Annotated in this window: 26 protein-coding genes and 1 riboswitch; of the genes, 18 read left to right on the plus strand and 8 right to left on the minus strand. The window is 59.4% G+C overall.

Annotated elements, in window-relative coordinates; translation table 11 throughout:
- Positions 1–66: 66 nt before the first annotated feature.
- Both D8U73_RS17630 and D8U73_RS17635 read left to right on the plus strand, forming a co-directional pair.
- The gene (locus D8U73_RS17630; protein ID WP_056852957.1) at positions 67–804 is read left to right on the plus strand and encodes a DUF599 family protein; all 738 of its coding nucleotides are present in this window, start codon (positions 67–69) and stop codon (positions 802–804) included.
- Positions 804–1,205, plus strand: a complete 402-nt coding sequence (locus D8U73_RS17635; protein WP_056852956.1) for an MAPEG family protein — start codon at positions 804–806, stop codon at positions 1,203–1,205. The genes D8U73_RS17630 and D8U73_RS17635 overlap by 1 nt, the downstream gene beginning before the upstream one ends.
- A gap of 76 nt (positions 1,206–1,281) precedes the next feature.
- Here the strand turns inward: D8U73_RS17635 and D8U73_RS17640 are convergent, their stop codons facing one another.
- Positions 1,282–1,518: a hypothetical protein gene (locus D8U73_RS17640; RefSeq protein WP_056852955.1), complete on the minus strand. Its 237-nt coding sequence runs from the start codon at positions 1,516–1,518 to the stop codon at positions 1,282–1,284.
- A gap of 160 nt (positions 1,519–1,678) precedes the next feature.
- Here D8U73_RS17640 and D8U73_RS17645 point away from each other — a divergent pair, with 160 nt between their 5' ends.
- The 4 genes from D8U73_RS17645 (at position 1,679) to D8U73_RS17660 (ending at position 5,384) form a co-directional block, all read left to right on the plus strand.
- Entirely contained in the window at positions 1,679–2,155 is a 477-nt protein-coding gene (locus tag D8U73_RS17645) for a PaaI family thioesterase (protein WP_056852954.1), read from the plus strand.
- Positions 2,152–2,601, plus strand: a complete 450-nt coding sequence (locus D8U73_RS17650; RefSeq protein WP_056852953.1) for a PaaI family thioesterase — start codon at positions 2,152–2,154, stop codon at positions 2,599–2,601. The genes D8U73_RS17645 and D8U73_RS17650 overlap by 4 nt, the downstream gene beginning before the upstream one ends.
- Positions 2,602–2,683: 82 nt before the next feature.
- Positions 2,684–4,588 (plus strand): molecular chaperone HtpG, encoded by a 1,905-nt coding sequence (gene htpG, locus D8U73_RS17655; protein WP_056853163.1) that lies wholly within the window; start codon positions 2,684–2,686, stop codon positions 4,586–4,588.
- 67 nt (positions 4,589–4,655) lie between these two features.
- On the plus strand, positions 4,656–5,384 hold the full coding sequence (locus D8U73_RS17660; RefSeq protein ID WP_130905250.1) for a dienelactone hydrolase family protein: 729 nt from the start codon (positions 4,656–4,658) through the stop codon (positions 5,382–5,384).
- A 121-nt stretch (positions 5,385–5,505) separates the two neighbouring features.
- Here the strand turns inward: D8U73_RS17660 and D8U73_RS17665 are convergent, their stop codons facing one another.
- From D8U73_RS17665 to purM, 5 genes are all read right to left on the minus strand, one after another.
- Positions 5,506–6,393, minus strand: a complete 888-nt coding sequence (locus tag D8U73_RS17665) for a pirin family protein (protein WP_130905251.1) — start codon at positions 6,391–6,393, stop codon at positions 5,506–5,508.
- Between the two features lie 62 nt (positions 6,394–6,455).
- Entirely contained in the window at positions 6,456–6,872 is a 417-nt protein-coding gene (locus D8U73_RS17670) for an OsmC family protein (RefSeq protein ID WP_056852950.1), read from the minus strand.
- Between the two features lie 144 nt (positions 6,873–7,016).
- Positions 7,017–7,730, minus strand: a complete 714-nt coding sequence (locus D8U73_RS17675; protein ID WP_056852949.1) for a DUF3108 domain-containing protein — start codon at positions 7,728–7,730, stop codon at positions 7,017–7,019.
- An 8-nt stretch (positions 7,731–7,738) separates the two neighbouring features.
- Positions 7,739–8,389, minus strand: a complete 651-nt coding sequence (gene purN / locus D8U73_RS17680; RefSeq protein ID WP_056852948.1) for a phosphoribosylglycinamide formyltransferase — start codon at positions 8,387–8,389, stop codon at positions 7,739–7,741.
- Positions 8,389–9,447 (minus strand): phosphoribosylformylglycinamidine cyclo-ligase, encoded by a 1,059-nt coding sequence (gene purM, locus D8U73_RS17685; protein ID WP_130905252.1) that lies wholly within the window; start codon positions 9,445–9,447, stop codon positions 8,389–8,391. The genes purN and purM overlap by 1 nt, the downstream gene beginning before the upstream one ends.
- A gap of 383 nt (positions 9,448–9,830) precedes the next feature.
- Here purM and D8U73_RS17690 point away from each other — a divergent pair, with 383 nt between their 5' ends.
- From D8U73_RS17690 to D8U73_RS17715, 6 genes are all read left to right on the plus strand, one after another.
- Positions 9,831–10,892, plus strand: coding sequence for a DUF2066 domain-containing protein (locus D8U73_RS17690; RefSeq protein WP_130905253.1), 1,062 nt, complete (start codon positions 9,831–9,833; stop codon positions 10,890–10,892).
- 36 nt (positions 10,893–10,928) lie between these two features.
- Positions 10,929–12,002, plus strand: coding sequence for an AI-2E family transporter (locus D8U73_RS17695; RefSeq protein ID WP_056852946.1), 1,074 nt, complete (start codon positions 10,929–10,931; stop codon positions 12,000–12,002).
- 219 nt (positions 12,003–12,221) lie between these two features.
- Complete coding sequence (hda, locus tag D8U73_RS17700; RefSeq protein WP_056852945.1) at positions 12,222–12,926, plus strand: DnaA regulatory inactivator Hda; 705 nt, start codon at positions 12,222–12,224, stop codon at positions 12,924–12,926.
- 227 nt (positions 12,927–13,153) lie between these two features.
- Complete coding sequence (locus D8U73_RS17705) at positions 13,154–13,798, plus strand: NlpC/P60 family protein (protein ID WP_056852944.1); 645 nt, start codon at positions 13,154–13,156, stop codon at positions 13,796–13,798.
- Positions 13,799–13,962: 164 nt separating this feature from the next.
- Positions 13,963–14,499, plus strand: coding sequence for a C40 family peptidase (locus D8U73_RS17710; protein ID WP_056852943.1), 537 nt, complete (start codon positions 13,963–13,965; stop codon positions 14,497–14,499).
- Positions 14,500–14,517: 18 nt separating this feature from the next.
- Positions 14,518–15,171 (plus strand): class I SAM-dependent methyltransferase, encoded by a 654-nt coding sequence (locus tag D8U73_RS17715; RefSeq protein WP_130905254.1) that lies wholly within the window; start codon positions 14,518–14,520, stop codon positions 15,169–15,171.
- Between the two features lie 21 nt (positions 15,172–15,192).
- Here D8U73_RS17715 and D8U73_RS17720 read toward each other — a convergent pair whose 3' ends face one another.
- Together D8U73_RS17720 and D8U73_RS17725 are read right to left on the minus strand one after the other, a co-directional pair.
- Positions 15,193–16,506 (minus strand): sorbosone dehydrogenase family protein, encoded by a 1,314-nt coding sequence (locus tag D8U73_RS17720; RefSeq protein ID WP_056852941.1) that lies wholly within the window; start codon positions 16,504–16,506, stop codon positions 15,193–15,195.
- Between the two features lie 68 nt (positions 16,507–16,574).
- Complete coding sequence (locus D8U73_RS17725; protein ID WP_130905255.1) at positions 16,575–17,159, minus strand: hypothetical protein; 585 nt, start codon at positions 17,157–17,159, stop codon at positions 16,575–16,577.
- 149 nt (positions 17,160–17,308) lie between these two features.
- A riboswitch (cobalamin riboswitch) is annotated at positions 17,309–17,539 on the plus strand.
- 82 nt (positions 17,540–17,621) lie between these two features.
- Here D8U73_RS17725 and cobO point away from each other — a divergent pair.
- From cobO to D8U73_RS17755, 6 genes are read left to right on the plus strand one after another with little or no spacing between them, the layout of a single operon-like run.
- Entirely contained in the window at positions 17,622–18,233 is a 612-nt protein-coding gene (gene cobO, locus D8U73_RS17730) for a cob(I)yrinic acid a,c-diamide adenosyltransferase (protein WP_056852939.1), read from the plus strand.
- A 10-nt stretch (positions 18,234–18,243) separates the two neighbouring features.
- Complete coding sequence (locus D8U73_RS17735) at positions 18,244–19,659, plus strand: cobyrinate a,c-diamide synthase (protein WP_130905256.1); 1,416 nt, start codon at positions 18,244–18,246, stop codon at positions 19,657–19,659.
- Complete coding sequence (bluB, locus tag D8U73_RS17740) at positions 19,656–20,306, plus strand: 5,6-dimethylbenzimidazole synthase (protein WP_130905257.1); 651 nt, start codon at positions 19,656–19,658, stop codon at positions 20,304–20,306. Before D8U73_RS17735 ends, bluB begins: the two co-directional genes overlap by 4 nt.
- Positions 20,303–21,211 carry an adenosylcobinamide-phosphate synthase CbiB gene (cbiB, locus tag D8U73_RS17745; protein WP_130905258.1) on the plus strand — a complete coding sequence of 303 codons (909 nt, stop codon included), beginning with the start codon at positions 20,303–20,305 and terminating at the stop codon, positions 21,209–21,211. Before bluB ends, cbiB begins: the two co-directional genes overlap by 4 nt.
- The gene (gene cobD / locus D8U73_RS17750) at positions 21,204–22,196 is read left to right on the plus strand and encodes a threonine-phosphate decarboxylase CobD (protein WP_056852935.1); all 993 of its coding nucleotides are present in this window, start codon (positions 21,204–21,206) and stop codon (positions 22,194–22,196) included. Before cbiB ends, cobD begins: the two co-directional genes overlap by 8 nt.
- The gene (locus D8U73_RS17755; RefSeq protein ID WP_130905259.1) at positions 22,193–23,644 is read left to right on the plus strand and encodes a cobyric acid synthase; all 1,452 of its coding nucleotides are present in this window, start codon (positions 22,193–22,195) and stop codon (positions 23,642–23,644) included. The genes cobD and D8U73_RS17755 overlap by 4 nt, the downstream gene beginning before the upstream one ends.
- Positions 23,645–23,668 lie beyond the last annotated feature (24 nt).

Genomic DNA, 23,668 nt, shown 5'->3' on the forward strand with positions numbered 1-23,668 from the left:
ATCGCTTTCGCGGGCAAGCCTCGCTCTTACAGGTTTCACCGTCGCCACCGTCTCACAGGGAATTGCATGTCGTTCATTCACGCCAACCTGATCCACATTCTTGCCGCCATCTGGTTTGTCATCTGCTGGGGCGGTTACACACGTTATGCCACCTGGAAGGGCCGTGACACGGCGTGCCTGGCCAGCGTTCTGCACCTCTATCGCGAAGACTGGATGCGCCGCATGCTGCTGCGCGACAACCGCATCGCCGACGCCAGCGTGATCGGCAATCTGGAGCGCAACGCCTCGTTCTTCGCCTCCAGCACGTTGATTATCCTGGCGGGTATTCTCACCGTGCTCGGCGCATCGGAGCGAGCGGTCTCGCTGTTGGCGGATATCCCGATGGTGCAACAGGCCTCCCAGGGCATGTCGGAGATCAAGTTGCTGTGTCTGGCGCTGGTGTTTGTCTATGCATTCTTTACCTTTAGCTGGTGCATGCGTCAGTACAACTTCGCAGCCATTCTGGTTGGCTCGGCCCCCATGGTCGGTGAGCGCCATGTGTCCGAACAGGAGCGCAAGGCCTTTGCCGCTCGCGCGGCGCGCGTCATCTCAATGGCCGCCAACCAGTTCAACTTCGGTCTGCGCTCCTACTACTTCGGCATGACCATGCTCGCCTGGTTCGTCAGCCCGTGGTTATTCATGCTGATGAGTGCCGGTGTGGTGTTCGTGTTGTATCGCCGCGAGTTCCACTCCGACGTTCTCGACGTGATGGTCTATACCCCTACAGAGGCACCAATGCCCGAGGTGAATAAAGAGGCTGCTTGATGAGTATTCCATTCTGGTGTGTGTTTATCAGTGCCGTACTGATTTATGTGGCGCGGATGCCCGTGACCACGGCCATGAAAGAGCAGGGCGGCTACGACAACCACTTGCCGCGCCAACAGCAAGCGCAACTCACGGGGTTGGGGGCTCGTGCGGTAGCGGCACATCAGAACAGTTTTGAGGCGTTCATATTGTTCGCGGTTGGCGTGCTGATGGCGCATACCACGCAGACAGCGGGCTGGCTCATCGACTTGTTGGCGATCATCTTCGTGATCTCGCGAGTTCTCTATTTGGTGTGTTACTGGAAGGATCTGGCGTGGCAGCGCAGTCTGGTTTGGCTAGTGGGATTAATCTGCTCGTTGTTGTTGATGATTAGTCCGACTTTTCGCACGATTTTGCTTTAGCGCTGACATTGCAAAAAAATCAGGCAAAAGAAAACCCGCACTTGGCGGGTTTTCTTTTTCGACGCTAAAAACCGGTTTAGTTTTTAGGCGCTGCTTCTTTAGCAGCTTCTGCGTTCGATTCAGCCTGATCTTTGGCGGCTTCGGCGTTTTCTTTCGCCGCGTCGTTCACTTTATCCTGAGCTTTGTTCATGTCTTGCTGAGCTTGCTCAGCATGTTTGGCTGCATCTTGAGCTTTGTCCTCGGATTTTTTATCGCAGGCAGCGAGACCGAGGGAAGCGGTCAACATCAAGGCAATAGCTAAAGTCTTACGCATGGGGTGTTTCTCCTTATGGAAAATATCTATCTGGCCTTAAGAGCCCAGCCGTCAGGGTTAAGTTCCTCACTTTGTTCAGATATATAAGTTTGTTCTAAAACGGAACTTTTACCCGGACTGTTACTGCACTGTCCGAATGTTAAACAAGAGTATTTATCAAATGGCCGAAAACCCCGTTTTTGAGCGTGCGACGCGATTTCTGTCGGCGCTTCGACATTGTCAGGTACTCGGTTTGCGGGTTCACAGCGCGAGTACCGAGGGGCTTACGGTGGTACTGCCTTACAGTCCGCAAATCGTTGGAAACCCACAGACAGGCGTCATTCACGGCGGCGCACTGACATCGCTGATGGACACCGCATGCGGTATGTCCACACTCTGTGTGCTGCCCGAGTTTGAAGTCTGTCCGACCCTCGATCTGCGCATCGATTACATGCATGCCGCCGAGCCGCATAAAGATGTCTACGGCTTCGCCCAGTGTTACCGGGTCACCACCGACGTGATTTTCGCCCGCGGCTTTGCCTATCAGGACGATCCTGAACAACCAATTGCCCATGTCGTGGGCACGTTCATGCGCATGGGCAAGAACATCAAGGGCACCAAGGGTTTTGGTGGCGCCATCGCCGGAGTCAGGAAATGAGCGATTTTCAAGAACGACTGCAGGCGGCCCATGAGAAGGGCGAGTACAGCTCGCTGCTGCAATTGATTCCCTACGCCGGGTTGATCGGTGTCGAATGTTCGCGGGTGGGCGATGACTTGCTGTTCCGCCTGCCGGCCAACAAGGACAACATTGGTAACCCTTTATTGCCTGCGATCCATGGCGGCGTGATCGCCGGCTTCATGGAACTGTCCGCGGCGCTGCATCTACTGATTGCCACCGGATCGCCGGGGGTGCCGAAGATTATCGATTTTTCCCTCGATTACCTGCGCGCCGGGCAATTCCGTGATACCTGGGCCAGGTGCCAGGTCTGCCGTCAGGGGCGGCGGGTGGCCAATGTGGCGATTACCGCCTGGCAAACCACCGAAGGCGAGCCCATCGCCACAGCCCGGGCGCATTTCAAACTCGAGGAGCCCTTGAAATCCTGAACTGAGCCCCCAACTCTGATGACAACCCGCCGCCGACCGCTCAAGGTCGCGGCCAATGCCATCTGATTGGAGTTTGATGACCATGAGTGTGGAAACTCAAAAGGAAACCCTGGGCTTCCAGACCGAGGTGAAGCAACTGCTGCACCTCATGATCCATTCGCTGTATTCCAACAAGGAAATCTTCCTTCGCGAACTGATCTCGAACGCCTCTGACGCTGTAGACAAATTACGTTTCGAAGCGCTGTCCAAGCCAGACCTGCTGGAAGGCGGCGCCGAACTGAAAATCCGTGTGAGCTTCGACAAGGACGCTAAAACCGTCACCCTCGAAGACAACGGTATCGGCATGAGCCGTGAAGATGCGATCACCCATCTGGGCACCATCGCCAAATCCGGCACTGCCGACTTCATGAAGCACCTGACCGGCGACCAGAAGAAAGATTCGCACCTGATCGGTCAATTCGGTGTCGGTTTCTACTCCGCATTCATCGTCGCTGACAAAGTCGACGTGTACAGCCGTCGTGCCGGCACCGCCGCCAGCGAAGGCGTGCACTGGTCATCCAAGGGCGAAGGCGATTTCGAAGTTGCAACCATCGACAAAGCCGAGCGCGGCACCCGCATCGTTCTCCACCTGAAATCGGGCGAAGACGAATTCGCCGATGGCTGGCGTCTGCGTAACATCATCAAGAAGTACTCCGACCACATCGCCTTGCCAATCGAGCTGCCCAAAGAAGTGGCGGCCGCTGAAGGTGAAGAGAAGCCAGCCGTTGAATGGGAAACCGTCAACCGCGCCAGCGCGCTCTGGACTCGTCCGCGTACCGAAATCAAGGACGAGGAATACCAGGAGTTCTACAAGCACATCGCTCACGACTTCGAAAACCCGCTGAGCTGGAGCCACAACAAAGTCGAAGGCAAGCTGGAATACAGTTCGTTGCTGTACGTGCCAGCCCGTGCTCCGTTCGACCTGTACCAGCGTGAAGCGCCGAAAGGCCTGAAGTTGTACGTACAGCGTGTGTTCGTCATGGACCAGGCCGAATCGTTCCTGCCGCTGTACCTGCGCTTCATCAAAGGTGTGGTCGACTCCAACGACCTGTCGTTGAACGTGTCGCGGGAAATCCTGCAGAAAGACCCGATCATCGACTCCATGAAGTCGGCGCTGACCAAGCGCGTGCTCGACATGCTGGAAAAACTGGCGAAAAACGAGCCTGAACAATACAAGGGCTTCTGGAAGAACTTCGGCCAGGTCATGAAAGAAGGCCCGGCAGAAGATTTCGCCAACAAGGAAAAGATCGCCGGCCTGTTGCGTTTCGCATCGACCCATGGCGACGATGGCGAGCAGGTTGTTGGCCTGGCCGATTACCTGGCGCGTGCCAAGGAAGGTCAGGACAAGATTTACTACCTGACTGGCGAAACCTACGCACAAGTCAAAAACAGCCCGCACCTTGAAGTCTTCCGCAAGAAGGGCATCGAAGTGCTGCTGCTGACCGACCGCATCGACGAGTGGCTGATGAGCTACCTCAACGATTTCGACGGCAAGAGCTTTGTCGACGTGGCACGCGGTGACCTGGACCTCGGCAACCTGGACTCGGAAGAGGACAAGAAGGCCGCTGAAGAAGTCGCCAAGTCCAAAGAAGGTCTGGTTGAGCGTCTGAAGACGGCGCTGGGCGAGTCCGTAGCCGAAGTTCGGGTTTCCCATCGTCTGACCGATTCCCCGGCGATCCTGGCCATTGGCGAGCAGGACCTCGGTCTGCAAATGCGCCAGATCCTCGAAGCCAGCGGGCAGAAGGTTCCGGATTCGAAGCCGATCTTCGAATTCAACCCGGCTCACCCGCTGATCGAGAAGCTCGACAATGAGCAGAGCGACGAGCGCTTCGGCGACCTGTCGCACATCCTCTTCGATCAGGCGGCCCTGGCGGCCGGCGACAGCTTGAAAGATCCGGCGGCCTACGTACGTCGACTGAACAAGCTATTGGTTGAGCTGTCGGCTTAATCAGGTTGTAGAAAAACCCGCTTCGGCGGGTTTTTTCATTCTGGTGTTTACGAGTCAGGAGTCAGAAATGAGCCAAATCACTGTACGTTCCGTTGCCTATCAGATTGACGGCCAGGCCTACGAAAGCCGTCTGGCCTTTGATGCCGGCCACCAAGGCCCGCGTCCGGGTTTGTTGATGGCGCCGAACTGGATGGGTGTTGGTGCCGGCGCCGAGGAGATCGCCAAGTCGGTTGCGGCCAAGGGTTATGTGGTGCTGATCGCGGATCTATACGGGCAATCGGTTCGTCCGCAGAACAACGATGAGGCGGGCGCGGCAATGACGCCGTTGAAGAATGACCGCCCATTGCTGCGCAAGCGCATGCAAGTGGCGTTCGAGCAGTTGCAAAGCCAGGGTGAGGCCGCTGTCGATACCTCGAAGCTGGCCACGTTCGGTTTCTGCTTTGGCGGTTGCTGTGCGCTGGAATTCGCTCGCACCGGTGCTCCGGTGAAGGCGGCGGTGTCGTTCCACGGTACGCTCGATACCCCGGACGTCAACGATGCGAAAAACATCAAGGGCTCGGTATTGGTGCTGCACGGCGCGTCCGATCCATTGGTACCGAAAGAGCAACTGCCGGCGTTCGAAGATGAAATGAATGCGGCGGGCGTGGATTGGCAGCTGCTGAGCTACGGCGGCGCATTCCATTCGTTCACCGATCCCCATGCCAACGTACCGGGCATGATGATGTACGACGCCAAGGTCGCCGCCAGGGCGTTCACCTCGATGCACAACCTGCTGGATGAAGTGTTCAAGGGCTGACAGTAATTCGATCGTTCCCACGCGCAGCAAAGGAATGCCTCAACGGACGCTCCGCGTTCGGCTCTGGATGGGACGCGGAGCGTCCTGGGCTGCATTCCCACGCAGAGCGTGGGAGCGATCATCACAGCGGAGTGGGTTCGCTTCGTCCTTTTGGCAGTTCGATTCGCTCAACTTCCCCCGGCACTGTCGGCCAATCTCCGGCCGCCCAGCGCCGGCGCGCTTCGTCGATGGCCGCCGGATCGCTCGCCACGAAATTCCAGTTGATCCGTCGCGGTCCATCCAGCGGCGCACCACCGAACAGCACTGCATGACAATCGCTCTCGGCGAACAGTGTCATCTCTTCCCCGGCCGGCAAGACCACTAGCGAATGCGGTTCTACCGGCTCGCCATCCAGGTGCACATCGCCGCTCAACACATACAGCGCTCGTTCTTCATGCTCGGTTGGAATCAGCAAAGTCGTCGCCGTTTGCAGGTTCAATTCCGCGTAGAGCGTAGGAGAAAGAACAGGTACCGGTGACTCAAGGCAGAAGCCTGACCCGGCGATCATGCGGATCTTTACCCCCAGGTTATCACTGACCGGGAGTGTCGCTGCCGGGTGATGGCTGTAATGCCCTGGACCTTGTTCATGATCCTTGGGCGAGGCCAGCCAGATTTGCAAGCCGTGCATCTTGAAGCTCCGATCCCACAGCGGCTCAGGCGTGCGTTCAACGTGAGCGATGGCGCTGCCGGCCGTCATCCAGCTGACATCGCCGGCGTTAACCACTTGATCCGAACCGAGGCTGTCCTTGTGCTGAAGCTGCCCCTCGAACAAGTAGGTAAGGGTCGACAGGCCGATATGCGGATGCTGTCGGATGTTCATGCCTTTGCCTGCCGGATACTCGGTTTCGAGCATGTGGTCGAAAAAAACGAAAGGTCCGACGCTGCGGCATTTGGCTGACGGCAACGGGCGAAGAATCGGCTGGCCTTCGACATCTTCAGCGCGAGGGCGGATCACGAGCGGAGTGTTCATGGTGCGTTCCAGACTGAGCGGGTAATGCCGTCGAGCATAACCCGCTTGCGCAGCCCTTGCCGCTATTGGCTGAATGCACCTTCCGAGAGGTGGGTTTCGATGCTGACTTCGGACGTGGTCATCAGCTTGTGGATCGGGCAGCGGTCAGCCACGCGATGCAGTTCGTCACGCTGTGCATCGGTCAGCACGCCCTTGAGCGTCAGCTTCACGTGTAGCGCGTATTTGCCTTTCTGTTCTTCGCTGTTATCGCGCTTGACCTCGACACCGACGCCAGTCAGCGGTATGTCCTTTTTCTTCGCGTACATCTTCAGGGTCAGGGCCTTGCATGCGCCCAATGCCGCGTCGAAGTAATCGTGTGGTTCCGGTGCAGAGCCTTCGCCGCCCGCGGAAACCGGGGCATCGGCAAACAATTGGTGGTCATCGATCTGTACGGTATGGCGAAGACCTTCAGCGGAAACGGTGTTGACGGTGACAGTCATGGAAAACCTCGCTAGCGACAGGAATAGTCATTCGATCAAAAAAGACCTTGAAGGTATAGAGCATGCCTGCGGTGACACGTTCCGGTTTTTTGTCCGGGCATGAAAAAGCCCCGCGATTGCGGGGCTCCTTCGTATCGTTGCGGATCAGCTGCCCTTGACAGCCTTGCCGTTGACGGTGCCGTCCAGGAGCATGATGTTGTACTCCTTGCCGTCGGTTTCGACCTGTTGCAGACGGACCAGCAGGTAGTCCCAATCCTTGGCGAACCACAGCACGGTGATGCGCTTGCTTTGGGTCGGGTCGCGAACGCGCTCGACCTTGATCGCCTCGATCTGGCCAGCCTTGGTGTCGACTTTTTCCGAGCCCAGCACGCGGAAGTCATAGGTATCGACTTCGCCATCATCGACAACCTGATAGCTCATGCTTTTTTTGCCGGCAGCCACGTCATGTTGCAGTGCCAGTTGATAGGTGGATTTGTCGAAGATGCCGCGGTTCAGCGGGATATTGACTGCGTCACCACGATCGGTGCCGGTGACCTTTTTGGCGGCCCAGTCGAAATCCAGGTCAGCCTTTTTGGCTTTGCCCAGGCCACCACGTTCGAAGTGGTAGGACTGGGGCAGCAAGGTGTCCTTGTCGACCGTCAGGGTGCTTTCTTCGGACAGGCTGGCGATCATCATTGACGCCTTGAAGCTGAGTTTCCAGACGCCGTTGGCTTCCTTGGTCAGGCTGCGTTCGGCGGTGCCGCTCATGGGCAACTGCTTCCAGTCGGCGGTGTAGCTGGCGGAGAAGGGTTGAAGGTCTGCGGCCTGCGCGAATGGCAGGGCGAGCAGAGCGCAAGCGAAGAGCAGGGCGCGACGCATAAAATCTCCTAGGTTCGAATCAAGTGGCCGCTGGCGGCGAGTAACTGTCCATCCAGTAAAGCACCTTGCTCACCGAGTGATAACCGGCCTTCGGCAAACCAGCGTACGGCCATCGGGTAGATCAGGTGTTCCTGAGCGTGGACTCGCTGCGCCAGACTTTGCGGCGAGTCGTGCAACTCTACCGGTATTACTGCCTGTACGACCAGTGGTCCGCCATCGAGTTCCTCGGTGACAAAGTGCACGGAGCAGCCGTGTTCGGTGTCGCCGGCCTCCAGCGCACGCTGATGAGTGTGTAACCCTTTGTATTTGGGTAGCAGCGAGGGATGGATATTGAGCAGGCGACCCTGGTAATGACGGACAAAGCCAGCGCTGAGGATGCGCATGAAGCCGGCCAGTACCACGAGTTTGGGATTGAAGGCGTCGATCAGTTCGATCAGCGCGGCGTCGAAGGCCTCGCGACCTTCGAAAGCCTTGTGATCCAGTGAGCGGGTGGCGATACCCGCATCACGGGCGCGTTGCAGGCCGTAGGCGTCGGCGCGGTTGGAAATCACCGCAGCGATGCGGACCGGGCTGTCGCCGGTCCGCGTGCTGTCGATCAAGGCCTGCAAGTTACTGCCGGTGCCGGAGAGCAGCACCACGACATCACAGGTGGCGGACATCAGTGCGCCTTAAGGTTCTTCAGTTCAACCTGAGCCGCGCCTTCGGCAGCGGTGGAGATCTGACCGATGACCCAAGGCTGCTCACCGGCTTCACGCAGAACGTTCAGGGCGGTTTCCACGTGCTCTTGAGCCACGCAGATGACCATGCCCACGCCGCAGTTCAGCACGCGGTGCATTTCGTTCTCGTCGACGTTGCCTTTCTCTTGCAGCCAGTCGAACACCGCCGGGCGGGCCCAGCTCGCTACGTCAACGACTGCTTGGGCGCCTTTTGGCAGCACACGCGGGATGTTGTCCAGCAGGCCGCCACCGGTGATGTGGGCCATGGCTTTGACAGCGCCGGTTTCCTTGATCAGCTTGAGCAGCGGCTTCACGTAGATGCGGGTCGGGGCCATCAACAGATCGGTCAGCGGTTTGCCGTCGAGCTGGGTGTTCTCGATGTCAGCACCGGAGACTTCGATGATCTTGCGGATCAGTGAGTAACCGTTGGAGTGCGGGCCAGAGGACGGCAGGGCGAGCAGGGCATCGCCGGCAGCGACCTTGGAACCGTCGATGATTTCGGACTTTTCCACGACGCCGACGCAGAAACCGGCCAGGTCGTAGTCTTCGCCTTCGTACATGCCTGGCATTTCAGCGGTTTCGCCGCCGACCAGCGAGCAACCCGACAGTTCGCAGCCAGCGCCGATGCCGGTCACGACCTGAGCGGCGGTGTCGACGTTCAGTTTGCCGGTGGCGTAGTAGTCGAGGAAGAACAGCGGCTCGGCGCCGCAAACCACCAGGTCGTTGACGCACATGGCAACGAGGTCGATGCCGATGCTGTCGTGTTTGTTCAGGTTCAATGCCAGGCGCAGCTTGGTGCCGACGCCGTCAGTACCGGAAACCAGCACAGGCTGCTTGTAGCCGGCCGGGATTTCGCAGAGGGCGCCGAAACCGCCCAGGCCGCCCATGACTTCCGGGCGCGCAGTGCGCTTGGCGACGCTCTTGATGCGTTCGACCAATGCTTCACCGGCGTCGATGTCTACACCGGCGTCCTTGTAGCTCAGGGAGGGTTGCTTGCTCATGATCCAGGCCTTTAGGGGGGATTCAGGGGTAACGACCGAGTCCAGCGGGGCCGCCGAAATCGACGAAGGCGATTGCCTCACGCGAATTTCGAAAGTGCCCGGCTGTTGCCGGTCTGCGAAGGCGCGCGATTTTATCAGGCTTGAAGGGCAGCGGCCATCCTCAGGCCGACGGCAGGGACATATCCGCCTAAAAAAACCTTAATTATTCCGGGTTGATGGCATCCTGCTGACCTGTGCAAGGTATCGTCATTAACCGTCTATCGTTATGACAGTGCGAAAACTTACCCAGAGCGTGTGAATGTTTTGCGCCGGGCGATGGTCACAGCCTTGCTCGATGTCTTCATGCGGTCTGTTCCAGCCGCTCTTGTCGTCAGGAATCTTCCATGCGTTTTTGTAAATTCTTGTTTGTAGGCTGTTTGTCATTGTTCAGTCTGGTCAGTCATGCCGAAACCGTCAAAGGCCTTTATCAAGTGCGCGAGCCGGTCAGTGGCCAGGCGCCGGAGGAGCGTGATCAGGCGACCCAACGCGCGCTGGATACGCTGGTGTTGCGCCTGACCGGCGATCCCAAGGCAGTGCAAAGTCCGGGGCTGGCGGCGATTCGCAAGGATCCGCAGCAAATCATCAGTCAGTTCGGCTTCGACGCCGGGCCACCGGAAGTGCTGAAAGTCGATTTCGATCCGGCATCTACCGAGCAGGCGCTGCGGCGCGCCGGGCTGGCAATGTGGGGCGCCAATCGACCCTCGATACTCAGTTGGTGGTTGATCGATTCCGCAGAGGGCTCGAGCCTGGTGGGCGACGGTCAGGCCAGCGCCGCACCTTTGCGCAGGGCGGCGCAACATCGCGGTTTGCCGCTGCGGTTACCGCTTGCCGATCTGAACGAGCAGATCGTCGCCACGGCGCCGAATCTGGAAAGCGCTGATCCGGCACCGCTACGTGGGGCGTCGGAACGTTACAATGCCGACGCGTTGCTCGCGGTGCATGCCCGGGAAGAGGGGGGGCAGTGGCAAGCCAAGTGGCGTTTGTGGCTGGGCGATCAAAAGGAGGCGGGCAATGTTCAGGGGGCTGATCAGGCGGCCTTGGCGGATGCAGTGATGTTGGCGGTCAATGAGCGCCTGGCGCCGCGGTTTGTTGCCAAGCCGGGAGCGTCGTCGCAGCAGTTGCTGGAAGTGCAAGGCATGAACCTTGAGCGCTATGCAGTGCTTGGGCGTTTGCTGGAGCCTTTTGCCGGGCGCCCGCAAAGTGTCGACGGTGACCGGATCCTGTATCGGGTCAACGGCAGTACCGATCAATTGCGTGCGCAATTGTCCCTGGCGAAGTTACAGGAGGTGACGGATGCACCGGTAGCTGCCGTTCCCGTGACGCCGGCTCAGCCTGCGGCGGGCGGTTCTGCTCCTGCCGTAGCGCCAGCCCCGGCCCCGACCCCGCAATTACGTTATCGCTGGTAGATTTTCTTTCTTTATATAGAAGCAATGGAGTGGTTCATGGCCGATACGCGGCGTTGGTTCTGGTTGGGTGCAGTAGTCCTGCTCTGCGCGTTTATCTGGCTGTTGCATCCGATTCTCACGCCGTTTCTGGTGGCGTTGTTGTTGGCATATCTGTTCGATCCAGTGGTGGATCGGCTGGAAAGGGCCGGACTGTCGCGGACCTGGGGCGTGATCACGGTATTCGCGTTGTTCACCCTGATTGTCACCGCGCTGATGCTGGTGTTGGTGCCTATGCTCGCCAAGCAGCTCTTGCGCTTATATGAATTGGCGCCACAGATGCTCGATTGGTTGCAGCACACTGCGTTGCCATGGGCGCAGTCAAAGTTTGGCTTGTCGGAGGGTTTCTGGAAGTTTGACAAGCTCAAGGCGGCCATCAGTGAGCACATGGGGCAGACCACCGATATTGTCGGGGTGGTGTTGAGTCAGGCGACGGCCTCGGGGCTGGCCCTGATTGGCTGGCTGGCGAACCTGGTATTGATCCCGGTGGTGAGTTTCTACTTGCTGCGCGATTGGGATCTGATGATGGCCAAGATCCGCAGCCTGCTGCCGCGTGATCGCGAAGAGCGCGCAGTGTCCCTGGCCGGCGAATGCCATGAAGTGCTGGGCGCGTTCGTGCGTGGGCAGCTGCTGGTGATGGTGGCGCTGGGCGCAATCTACGCCGCGGGCCTGATGCTGGTTGGTCTGGAGTTGGGGTTGCTGATCGGTTTGATTGCCGGACTGGCCGCGATTGTGCCGTACATGGGGTTTGTGATCGGGATTGGCGCGGCGCTGATCGCCGGGCTGTTCCAGTTCGGTGGCGATCTGTATCCCATGATCGGCATCGTCGCGGTGTTCATGGTCGGTCAGGCGCTGGAAGGCATGGTCCTGACGCCGTTGCTGGTGGGGGATCGAATCGGCTTGCACCCGGTAGCAGTGATCTTCGCGATTCTGGCCGGTGGTGAGTTGTTCGGGTTTACCGGCGTTCTGCTGGCACTGCCGGTGGCTGCGGTGATCATGGTGCTGGTGCGCCATGTGCATGATTTATATAAGGATTCAGAAATTTACAGTGGCGTTGACGAGCCTGAGCTATAAAGGAAGGCGCGGGCAGCCCGGGTCGCTCCCGGGTTGCCCTGCACCTTCCATTGGATTGTTGCCCGCAGCGCCAAAGAAACTGTCATAAAACCAGAGCGCTAACGCAAACCTTTGATTTTGCTTGTGGTCTGTCGCATTGTGCGGTCGGCTTCACGGGTATAAACTTCGCAAACTTTACACAGAGGCCACTAACGGTTCCTTTGGAACTGTTCAGTCAGCATGAAACCGATTCAGCTGCCCCTAGGTGTGCGTCTGCGTGACGACGCCACCTTTATCAACTACTACCCAGGCGCCAATGCCGCTGCACTCGGCTATGTCGAGCGGCTGTGCGAAGCCGATGCTGGCTGGACCGAGAGCCTGATCTATCTCTGGGGCAAGCATGGAGTGGGGCGCACGCATCTGTTGCAGGCCGCATGCCTGCGATTCGAGCAGATGGGTGAACCGGCGGTTTATCTGCCGCTGGCCGAATTGATGGACCGCGGCATCGAAATTCTCGACAACCTTGAACAGTATGAGCTGGTCTGCCTGGATGACTTGCATGCAGTAGCCGGCAAGGCGGATTGGGAAGAAGCACTGTTCCATCTGTTCAATCGCCTGCGTGACAGCGGTCGACGCTTGCTGATTGCGGCATCGACGTCCCCGCGCGAGTTGCCGGTGAAGCTGGCGGACCTCAAATCCCGCCTGACTCTGGCGCTGATCTTTCAAATGCGCCCGCTCTCCGACGAAGACAAATTGCGAGCCCTGCAACTGCGAGCATCCCGTCGCGGCCTGCACCTGACCGACGAGGTCGGGCATTTTATTCTGACCCGAGGTACCCGCAGCATGAGTGCACTTTTCGACCTGCTTGAGCAGCTCGATCAGGCCTCGCTTCAAGCCCAGCGCAAGCTGACAATTCCCTTCCTTAAAGAGACGCTGGGTTGGTAGTTGAACCCGCTAAATTAAAGGCTTCAAGCGCTCTCTGGCATATTTCAGGCGCCAGAAAATCCGCTTTCCCGCATGGCTGCAGGCTGCGTCAACATTCAAAATAGGCTTAAGCGCTTAGATGTTAACGAGAAACCGATAAGTCACAAAAAGTTCGATTGAATTTGCAAATGAGGTTGATAGCGGGCATAGTCTCGGCTTCTTTACAACTATCAGCCACGGTCGTGCCCATGCTAAATCGCTTTGCACCCCTCGTGCCCCTCGCACTCGTTACCCTGTTGTTCGGTTGCGCTGCCCATACTCCGGTGTCCCAGCAGCAACAACAGCAGGTTCAAAACTCTGTTACTGCCCAAGCTTCCGCTCGTTATCAGGAAGCTCTTTATCAAGAAGAAGTCGCCACCGAAAAAGAACTGGCCAACTTCGCCGATGGCAAGTCCTACCAGCTGCCGGTTCTGGCAGACAGCATTCTCGAACGCGGCATGTCGCTGATCGGTACCCGTTACCGTTTTGGTGGTACCTCTGAAGCCGGTTTCGATTGCAGCGGTTTCATCGGTTACCTGTTCCGTGAAGAGGCCGGCATGAACTTGCCGCGCTCGACTCGTGAAATGATCAACGTTGACGCGCCACTGGTTTCGCGCAGCAAGCTCGAACCGGGCGATCTGCTGTTCTTCGCAACCAATGGCCGCCGTGGTCGTGTCAGCCATGCCGGGATCTATCTGGGTGACAACCAGTTCATCCACTCCAGCAGCCGCCGCAGCGGTGGTGTGCGGATCGATAGCTTGGGCGACAGCTACTGGAGCAAGACCTTCATCGAAGCCAAGCGTGCACTTGCCATGGCCCCCGGTGCCGCTCCGATCGTCACCGCACGCAAGTAAACGGACTTTTTGTAAGGCGAACTTAAAGTCTTACTTGAAGTTTGCCTGATAAGCGCTAGAATTCTGATCAATCAATGATGGCAAACCGCCTGCGTACTGCGCAGGCGGTTTTCTTTTCTGCGTCCCGGCAGAAAACGCCGCAGCCAGATCAGGATGCTCTGCTTATGACGATGTCGGCCCGCCTCGCAATCATCTTTATCGCAGCACTGCTCAGCGCTTGCGCCAGCCGCACACCGCCACCAGCGCCGGTGGTTCGTGCTCCAATCGTATTCGGTCCCTCCCAGGCTTTTTCGCCAGAAGCGCAAGACGTGCTGTTTCGCGCGTTGGGCCTGGTAGGCACGCCCTATCGCTGGGGCGGCAACACGCCGGATTCCGGCTTTGATTGCAGTGGCTTGATCGGCTATGTGTACCGTGATGTCACCGGAATTTCCTTGCCGCGCACCACGCGCGAGATGATCTCCATGCAGGCGGCCAATGTCGGCAAGGAAGGTTTGCAGACCGGTGACCTGATCTTCTTTGCCACCAATGGCGGTTCCCAGGTCAGCCATGCCGGGATTTACGTGGGCGAAGGCCGTTTCGTCCATGCGCCCGCCACGGGCGGCACGGTCAAGCTCGATAGCCTGTCTAAAGCGTATTGGCAGAAAGCCTACCTGAGTGCCAAGCGCGTCCTGCAGCCAGAACATCTGGCGCGCAATCCCTGATGGCTTGAGGTTGTCGATATGACTGCTCGCACGCTTAATCTCGACGATGCGCTGTATCAATATCTGCTCGATGTGTCCCTGCGCGAGACGCCGCTGCTCAAGCGTTTGCGAGACGAAACCCAGGCATTGCCGATGGCGCGCTGGCAGGTGGCGCCGGAGCAGGGGCAGTTCCTCGCGTTACTGGTGAAACTCACTGGAGCACGACGAGTGCTGGAAATCGGCACCTTCACCGGATACAGCGCCCTGTGCATGGCTGCAGCCTTGCCTGAAGACGGGGCACTGATCTGCTGTGACATTCCTGGGGATTACAACGCCATCGCGCGTCGCTATTGGCAGGAAGCCGGACTGGCCAAGCGCATCGATCTGCGCCTGGCGCCTGCGCTGGAGACGCTCGGCAAACTCGATCAGCCTGGCGAATTCGATTTGATTTTCATCGATGCCGACAAGGCGAACTACCCAGCCTATCTGGAGCACGCATTGCGCTTGCTGCGTACTGGCGGGCTGGCGGTATTCGACAATACCCTGTGGAGCGGCCGGGTACTTGAGGACAACCCCGAAAGCGCAGACACCCGCGCCATTCAAACGCTCAATCGAGCGTTGAAGGATGACGCGAGGGTTGATCTGTCATTGTTGCCGCTGGGGGATGGGCTCACGCTCTGCCGTAAACGCTAGAGATCACAGGCTTGGGGGCGTTTACTGGGTCGCAGACACCCGCCAAACCTTGTTCCCCACATCATCGGCCACCAGCAGGCCTCCTTGCTGATCGATCACCACACCCACTGGCCGGCCCATGGCTTTCTCATCTTCGTTGAGGAAACCGGTGAGCACATCAATCGGTTGTCCCGTTGGCTTGCCAGCGTTGAATGGCACAAAAATCACTTTGTAACCGCTGTGCGGCTTGCGGTTCCAGGAGCCGTGCTGACCGATAAAGGCACCTTCCTTGAATTGCGCCGGCAACGTGTTGCCTTCGGCGAACGTCAGACCGAGCGAGGCGGTGTGCGGGCCGACGGCGTAATCCGGCGCAATGGCCTTGGCGACGAGATCGGGGTTTTGCGGTTCGACGCGTACGTCTACGTGCTGGCCGTAATAGCTGAACGGCCAGCCATAAAAGCCGCCGTCCTTCACGGAAGTGATGTAATCGGGCACCAGATCGCTACCGATTTCATCTCGCTCGTTGACTGCCGTCCACAGCGCCCCGCTTTGCGGCTCCCAAGCCATGCCATTGGGATTGCGCAGGCCAGAAGCAAAGATCCGGTGATTGCCGGTGGCGCGGTCCACTTCCCAGATGGCCGCGCGTCCTTGCTCCTGATCCATGCCGTTTTCGCCGACATTACTGTTGGAACCGACCGTCACGTACAACTTGCTGCCGTCCCGGCTGGCAATGACATTTTTGGTCCAGTGGTGATTCAGCGTACCGCCGGGCAGGTCGACCACTTTGATCGGCTGCGACTTGATCGTCGTGTCGCCGTTTTCATAATGGAAGCGCAGCAGGCGATCAGTGTCGGCCACGTAGAGGTCGTTACCCACCAGCGTCATGCCGAAGGGCGAATTGAGGTTTTCCAGGAAGACCGTGCGGGTTTCGGCAACGCCATCGTGGTCCTTGTCTCTGAGCAGTGTGATGCGATTCGCACTTGGTACACCCGCCCCGGCGCGGGCCATGACCTTCTTGGTGATCCAGCCCTTCACGCCTTTGTTGTCATCGGGCTTGGGCGGGGCATTGGTTTCAGCGACCAGTACGTCACCATTGGGCAATACATACAGCCAGCGTGGATGGTCGAGATTATCGGCAAAGGCGGCGACTTGAGTGCCGCTGGCCGCTACGGGTTTTACGCCCTCCGGCCAGCCAATGGCCGGGGCGATGTTCATCGTCGGGAACAGTGTTTTGTTGGGTTCGGGCAACTTGGGTGACGGGCCGGTGCCGTCGGAGACTTGCAGTCTGGAGGTTTCACCACAAGCGACGAGCCCTCCGGCTAGCGCGATAACGAGAACGTACTGAGGTTTGCGCATTGCTGATCTTCCCTATGAATGCCTTGATTTAATCATAGAGAAGCCGGGATGCCGGATGGTTCAACGCTTCAGCCGCGAGCCTCCTTGAACAGCACGGCGATGCCGGGATGATACTGGCCCGCTTCGTTGTGCAGCTTGCGATAGGCGTATGGGAAATACCAGGCCACCGCGCAGGTGTGTTCCTTTTGCAGGTCGTCGACCATGTCCTGGAGCTCTTCGGGTGTGGCGCCATGCTGGGTTTTATGCGGCGCCACGAACAGGCAGCCAAGCTTCAGGTCGCTGGCGTAGCTGATGCGTTTGGCCTCGCTGGTGATGTCTTGCAGCGCCTGGGCGAGGTTCAGATTGTTGACCCGTGGCCAGCGCTGAGTGGCCTGGAGCCAGGCGCGGGCTTCGGTGGTGGCGATGAACAGGTCGGCCCGGCCGTTGCGCTCGCCTTCTTCTATCTGTTTGCGGGTGGGCGATTGCTGGAGGGTAATCATCTCGGCCATCCAGGCCGCGGAGGAGAGCAGGCCTAGGTTGGCTTTTTCGTCCAGCCAATAGGGCGTTTCATTGTCGCCGCGTACAGCGTTATAGCGATCGATGCAGTCAAACCAGCGCTCCAGCACCGGTCGCAGGAATTCCAGCTTCGGATTGCTGATGATCAAGCCTTGCATGGTGCTCACCCTTATTATTGTGTGGTGTTATGGCTCTTTGATATCACTGCTGAGAGTGTGGCACAAGATCGCCATCAGATTATTGATCGCAGGTAGTTATTCACTTGTGCGCCCTGTCTTCAATTGACGCTCCACCCCCAACCCTCTAACCTTCGCGGCTTGTTTCAGGTGCTCTGTGGCTCGGGTCGACAGAGTGAAACAGGGAAGTCGGTGAGCGAGCGCATCAAGGGTGATGAGCCGCAATCCCGACGCTGCCCCCGCAACGGTAAATGAGTGAAAGACTGCGCCTTTGGCCACTGTGTCGACTGACATGGGAAGGCGCGCAGTCAGGCGCAAGCCGCTCATGAGTCCGGAGACCGGCCTGATTCATCCAAGCGGCATCACGGTGGGCGATGCCAGGCTTCTTGCCGTCTATTCTTGTGCCTGCCCGCCGTTATTCATGCCTCAACGGAGAGCTCCCCCATGACTGATACCCCTGATCGTGACGAACGTCATCTGGCGCGCATGCTGCGCAAAAAAGCTGTGATCGACGAACGTATCGCCAATTCACCGAATGAATGCGGGCTGTTGCTGGTGCTGACCGGTAACGGCAAAGGCAAGAGCAGCTCGGCGTTCGGCATGCTTGCGCGATCCATGGGCCATGGCATGCAGTGTGGCGTGGTGCAGTTCATCAAAGGGCGTAACAGCACCGGCGAAGAATTGTTCTTCCGACGTTTTCCCGAGCAGGTGCGATTTCATGTGATGGGCGAGGGCTTCACCTGGGAAACCCAGGATCGCCAGCGTGATATCGCCGCGGCCGAAGCGGCCTGGGCTGTTTCGCAGGAACTGCTGCGTGATCCGTCCATCGGCCTGGTGGTGCTGGACGAACTGAACATCGCCCTCAAGCACGGGTATCTCGATCTGGACCAGGTGCTCAGTGATTTGCAGGCGCGCCCGGCGATGCAGCACGTGGTGGTGACCGGTCGCGGCGCCAAGCCTGAGATGATCGAGCTGGCCGACACCGTCACCGAGATGGGCATGATCAAGCACGCCTTCCAGGCTGGTATCAAAGCGCAAAAAGGCGTCGAGCTGTGAGTCGCACTGTATGAATAGCGCTCGTCAATGCCCGGCGGTACTGATTGCCGCGCCGGCCTCCGGTCAGGGCAAGACCACGGTCACCGCCGCGTTGGCCCGTTTGCATCGCAATCAGGGGCGCAAGGTGCGCGTGTTCAAATGCGGCCCGGACTTTCTCGACCCGATGATTCTCGAGCGCGCCAGCGGTGCGCCGGTGTATCAACTGGATATGTGGATGGTCGGCGAGCAGGAAAGTCGTCGGCTGTTGTGGGAAGCCGCGGCTGAAGCCGATCTGATCCTGATCGAAGGCGTGATGGGATTGTTCGATGGTACGCCGTCGAGTGCCGATCTGGCGCGGCACTTCGGTGTGCCGGTACTCGCTGTGATCGACGGCACCGCCATGGCCCAGACTTTTGGAGCACTGGCCCTCGGGCTGGCGCGTTATCAGGCGGACTTGCCGTTTGCCGGGGTTCTGGCCAATCGTGTCGGCACCCTGCGTCACGCGCAATTGCTCGAAGGCAGCCTGACCGAAGGCTTGCGCTGGTACGGTGCCTTGTCCCGGGAAACCGGGATCGAATTGCCGAGTCGGCACCTGGGGCTGGTACAGGCCAGTGAGTTGAATGATCTCGATGTGCGTCTGGATGCTGCCGCCGATGCCCTGGCCAGCAGTTGCGAAGTGGCGTTACCGCCGGCCGTGGAATTCGCGGCGCCCGACGTGATCGCGGCCGAACCGTTGTTGGCCGGTGTGCGGATTGCCGTGGCCCGGGACGAAGCCTTTGCCTTTACCTATGGTGCCAGCCTCGATCTGTTGCGGGCGATGGGTGCCGAGTTGCGGTTTTTCTCGCCGATTCGCGATGCCGATTTGCCGCAGGCCGACAGCCTGTATCTGCCCGGTGGTTATCCGGAATTGCACCATGTGGCATTGGCGCAAAATACTTCGATGCTGAACGCCATTCGCGCGCACCATGCCGCGGGCAAGCCGCTGCTGGCCGAATGTGGCGGCATGCTTTATCTGCTCGATTCGTTGACCGACGTCGAAGGCACGCGCGCCGAGCTGGTCGGTTTGCTCAGCGGTGACGCGGTGATGCAAAAGCGCCTCGCCGCGCTGGCCTTGCAAGCGGTCGAGTTGCCGGAGGGTTCGCTGCGTGGACATACGTATCACCACTCGCTGACGACCACCGATTTGACGCCGATTGCCCGTGGCCTGAGCCCTAACGGCGGGCGCGGGGCGGAGGCGGTTTTCCGCGAGGGGCGGATGACAGCGTCGTATGTGCATTTTTATTTTCCGTCCAACCCATCGGCAGTCGCCGCATTGTTTGCGCCTGACCTTGAAACCGCTATCGCTGCGATGCGGCGACCGGACAAATCAGCCCCCACAGTGAGCGGTGTGATACCTGAAGAAATGCAATTCCCTGTGGGAGCTGGCTTGCCAGCGAAGAGGCCATGACCGACAACGCCTTTTCCGACGTCGAACGCGAAGCGGTTTATCGCGCCATCGCCGAACGCCGCGACATGCGCCACTTCAGCGGCGGTACTGTCGAACCCGAATTGCTTCGGCGTCTGCTCGAAGCCGCGCATCAGGCGCCCAGTGTCGGCCTGATGCAGCCCTGGCGTTTCATCCGCATCAGCGATCGAGGTTTGCGCGGCAAGATCCAGCGACTGGTGGAAGACGAACGTGTGCGTACCGCCGAGGCTCTCGGTGAGCGCACCGACGAGTTCATGCAGCTCAAGGTCGAAGGCATCAACGAGTGTGCCGAAGTGCTGGTGGCCGCACTGATGGATGGCCGCGAGCGGCACATCTTCGGTCGCCGCACCTTGCCGGAAATGGACCTGGCGTCGTTGTCCTGCGCGATCCAGAACCTGTGGCTGGCGTCCCGTGCCGAAGGATTGGGCATGGGCTGGGTTTCATTGTTCGAACCGCAGGCGCTCGCCGACCTGCTGGGCTTGCCCGCCGGTGCCAAGCCGTTGGCGATCCTGTGCCTGGGGCCGGTCAAAGAGTTCTATCCGGCGCCGATGCTGGTGCTCGAAGGCTGGGCGCAGGCACGTCCACTCAGCGAAATGTTGTATGAAAATTATTGGGGAGTGAGTCAATGAGTGTGGCGTTATTGAGTGTCGCCGCAGTGGCGCTGGATGCGCTGCTGGGCGAACCCAAACGCTGGCATCCGCTGGTGGCGTTCGGCCGTTTTGCCGAGCGCATCGAGCAACGTTTCAATGGCGGTGGCCGTGGCTGGCGCAGCCATGGCGTGACGGCGTGGGTGATCGCCGTGTTGCCGCTGACATTGTTGGCCACGGCCTTTTCCTGGGCGCCTTATGTCGGCTGGATCGTCGAGATTCTCGCGCTGTATTGCGCCCTCGGCATGCGCAGCCTCGGTGAGCACGTCGAACCTGTAGCAAAAGCCCTGCGCAGCGATGATCTTGAAGAGGCACGCAAACGCGTGAGTTATCTGGTGAGCCGCAAAACCAGTGAGCTGGACAAAACCGAAGTCGCCCGTGCCGCCACCGAATCGGTACTGGAGAACGGCAGCGACGCGGTGTTCGCCGCCTTGTTCTGGTTCGCCGTGGCCGGTGCGCCGGGCGTAGTGCTCTACCGTTTGAGCAATACGCTGGATGCGATGTGGGGTTATCGCAACGAACGCTTCGAGCGTTTCGGATGGGCCGCGGCAAAGATCGATGACATCCTCAATTACATTCCTGCGCGTCTGGTGGCGATGACCTACGCGCTGCTCGGCAAAACCCGACTGGCGTGGAAATGCTGGCGTACTCAGGGACCAACCTGGGACAGCCCGAATGCGGGTCCAGTGATGGCGGCGGGGGCCGGCGCGCTGGGCGTCGAATTGGGCGGGCCGGCGATTTATCACGGCGAACGGCATGAGCGTCCGCAACTGGGCGAAGGTGCGCCGGCGGACGCGGACTCCATCGACCGTGGCTGGCAATTGGTCCAGCGCGGCGTATGGTTATGGCTGCTGATTCTCTGCGTGGGGGCTGAATTTTATGCTTGAACACGGTGGACGGTTGCGCAAGGCGGCGCTCGAATACGGCATCGAGGAAGCCGATTGGCTTGATTTGTCCAGCGGTCTCGCGCCCTGGCCGTTTCCAGTCCCCGATATCCCGCTGCGCGCCTGGGCGCGGTTGCCAGAGGCCGACGATGGCCTGGAGCAGGCCGCCTGCGATTACTACGGCACCTTGCAGGCATTGCCAGTGGCCGGTTCGCAAATGGCTATCCAGCTGCTGCCGCGTTTGCGGCGGGTCGGCAAGGTTGGCGTACTGTCGCCGTGTTACGCTGAACATGCCGAAGCCTGGCGTCGCAACGGCTACATCGTGCGAGAAGTGCTGGAACAGGAAGTCGATTTCTTCCTCGACAGCCTCGACGTGCTGGTGGTGGTCAACCCGAACAATCCTACCGGGCTGAGCCTGACGCCCGCCCGATTGCTGGACTGGCACACGCGCCTGGCACAGCGCGGAGGCTGGTTGGTGGTGGACGAAGCGTTCATCGACAACACGCCGCACTTGAGCCTGGCACCGTTTGCCCATCAGGTCGGCCTGATCGTACTGCGCTCGTTCGGCAAGTTTTTTGGCCTGGCCGGTGTGCGTCTGGGGTTTGTGCTGGCCGAGCGCAAGTTGCTCAAGTTGCTCGCTGAACAGGTAGGGCCGTGGGCCGTCAGCGGTCCGACCCGTGTGTTGGGCCAATCGTGCCTGCGTGATACCGAAGGACAAACGCAGCAACGGATACGGGCCGAAGAGGCCAGCGAGCGGTTGGCGTCGTTGCTCGAGCGTCACGGTTTCAAACCGCAGGGTGGTTGCGCGCTGTTCCAGTGGCTGATCACCGATCGCGCCGAAGAGCTCCACGAGTTCATGGCCCGTCGCGGCATTCTGCTGCGCTTGTTCACCCACAACAGCAGCCTGCGTTTTGGCTTGCCGGGAGATGAAGCCGATTGGGCGCGTCTCGACGCCGCATTCACTGCTTTATCCAAGGAACACCCATGACCACGCTGATGGTGCAGGGCACCACCTCCGATGCCGGCAAAAGCACCCTGGTGACGGCGTTGTGCCGCTGGGTCAAACGTCAGGGTGTGAGTGTGGTGCCGTTCAAGCCGCAGAACATGGCCCTCAACAGCGCAGTGACGGCCGACGGTGGCGAGATCGGCCGCGCGCAAGCCGTGCAGGCTCAGGCGGCGTTCCTCGAACCTCACACCGACATGAACCCGGTACTGCTCAAGCCCAACAGCGATACCGGCGCGCAGGTGATCATCCATGGCCGCGCGGTCACGACGATGAATGCCGTGGCCTATCACGACTACAAAGCTATCGCGATGCAAGCGGTGCTGGCCTCGCACGCACGATTGAGCGCGGCGTATCCGGTGGTGATGGTCGAAGGCGCGGGCTCGCCGGCCGAAATCAACCTGCGTGCCGGCGACATCGCCAACATGGGGTTCGCCGAAGCGGTGGATTGCCCGGTGCTGCTCATCGCTGACATCAATCGCGGCGGGGTTTTCGCGCATCTGGTGGGCACGCTGGAGCTGTTGTCGGCGAGCGAACAGGCACGGGTCAAAGGCTTCATCATCAATCGTTTTCGCGGTGACATTGCCCTGCTGCAACCCGGTCTCGACTGGCTGGAACAGCGCACCGGCAAACCAGTGATCGGTGTGCTGCCTTATGTGATGGACCTGCACCTGGAAGCCGAAGACGGCATCGATCAGCGCCAGACCGACAAGGCCGAGCAAGTCCTGAAAGTGCTGGTGCCGGTGTTGCCGCGCATCAGTAACCACACCGATTTCGATCCACTGCGCCTGCATCCGCAAGTCGACCTGCAATTCATCGGCCCCGGTCAGGCGATTGCGCCGGCCGACCTGATCATTCTGCCCGGCTCGAAAAGTGTGCGCAGTGACCTCGCCTATCTGCGGGCTAACGGCTGGGAAACGGCGATCTCTCGGCACTTACGCTATGGCGGAAAAGTGTTGGGAATTTGCGGTGGCCTGCAGATGCTTGGCGAGCAAGTGCATGACCCGTTGGGCCTGGAGGGTGCACCCGGTTCCAGCGCCGGTCTGGGCTTGCTGGCATTTGAAACGCAATTGGAACAGGACAAACAACTGCGCAATGTGCGTGGGCACCTGGCGTTGGAGAATGCTGAAGTCGTCGGCTATGAAATTCATGCGGGCGTGACCACCGGGCCGGCGCTGGAAAATGCGGCGGTGCAACTCGACGACGGTCGTTGCGACGGTGCCCGGAGCGTCGACGGGCAAATTCTCGGTACTTATCTGCATGGCCTGTTCGAATCACCGGCCGCTTGCAGTGCGCTGCTGCGCTGGGCGGGTTTGCAGAACGTGCAGGACGTCGATTACCACGGTTTGCGCGAGCGCGATATCGAGCGGCTGGCGGATTTGGTGGAGAAGCATTTGGATACCGCGCTGTTACGGGAACTCTGTGGGATCTGAGGTGATTGTGCTGGCCTCATCGCG

The sequence above is a fragment of the Pseudomonas sp. Sample_22 genome, assembly GCF_004307635.1.
In the GTDB taxonomy this organism is placed as follows: Bacteria; Pseudomonadota; Gammaproteobacteria; order Pseudomonadales; family Pseudomonadaceae; genus Aquipseudomonas.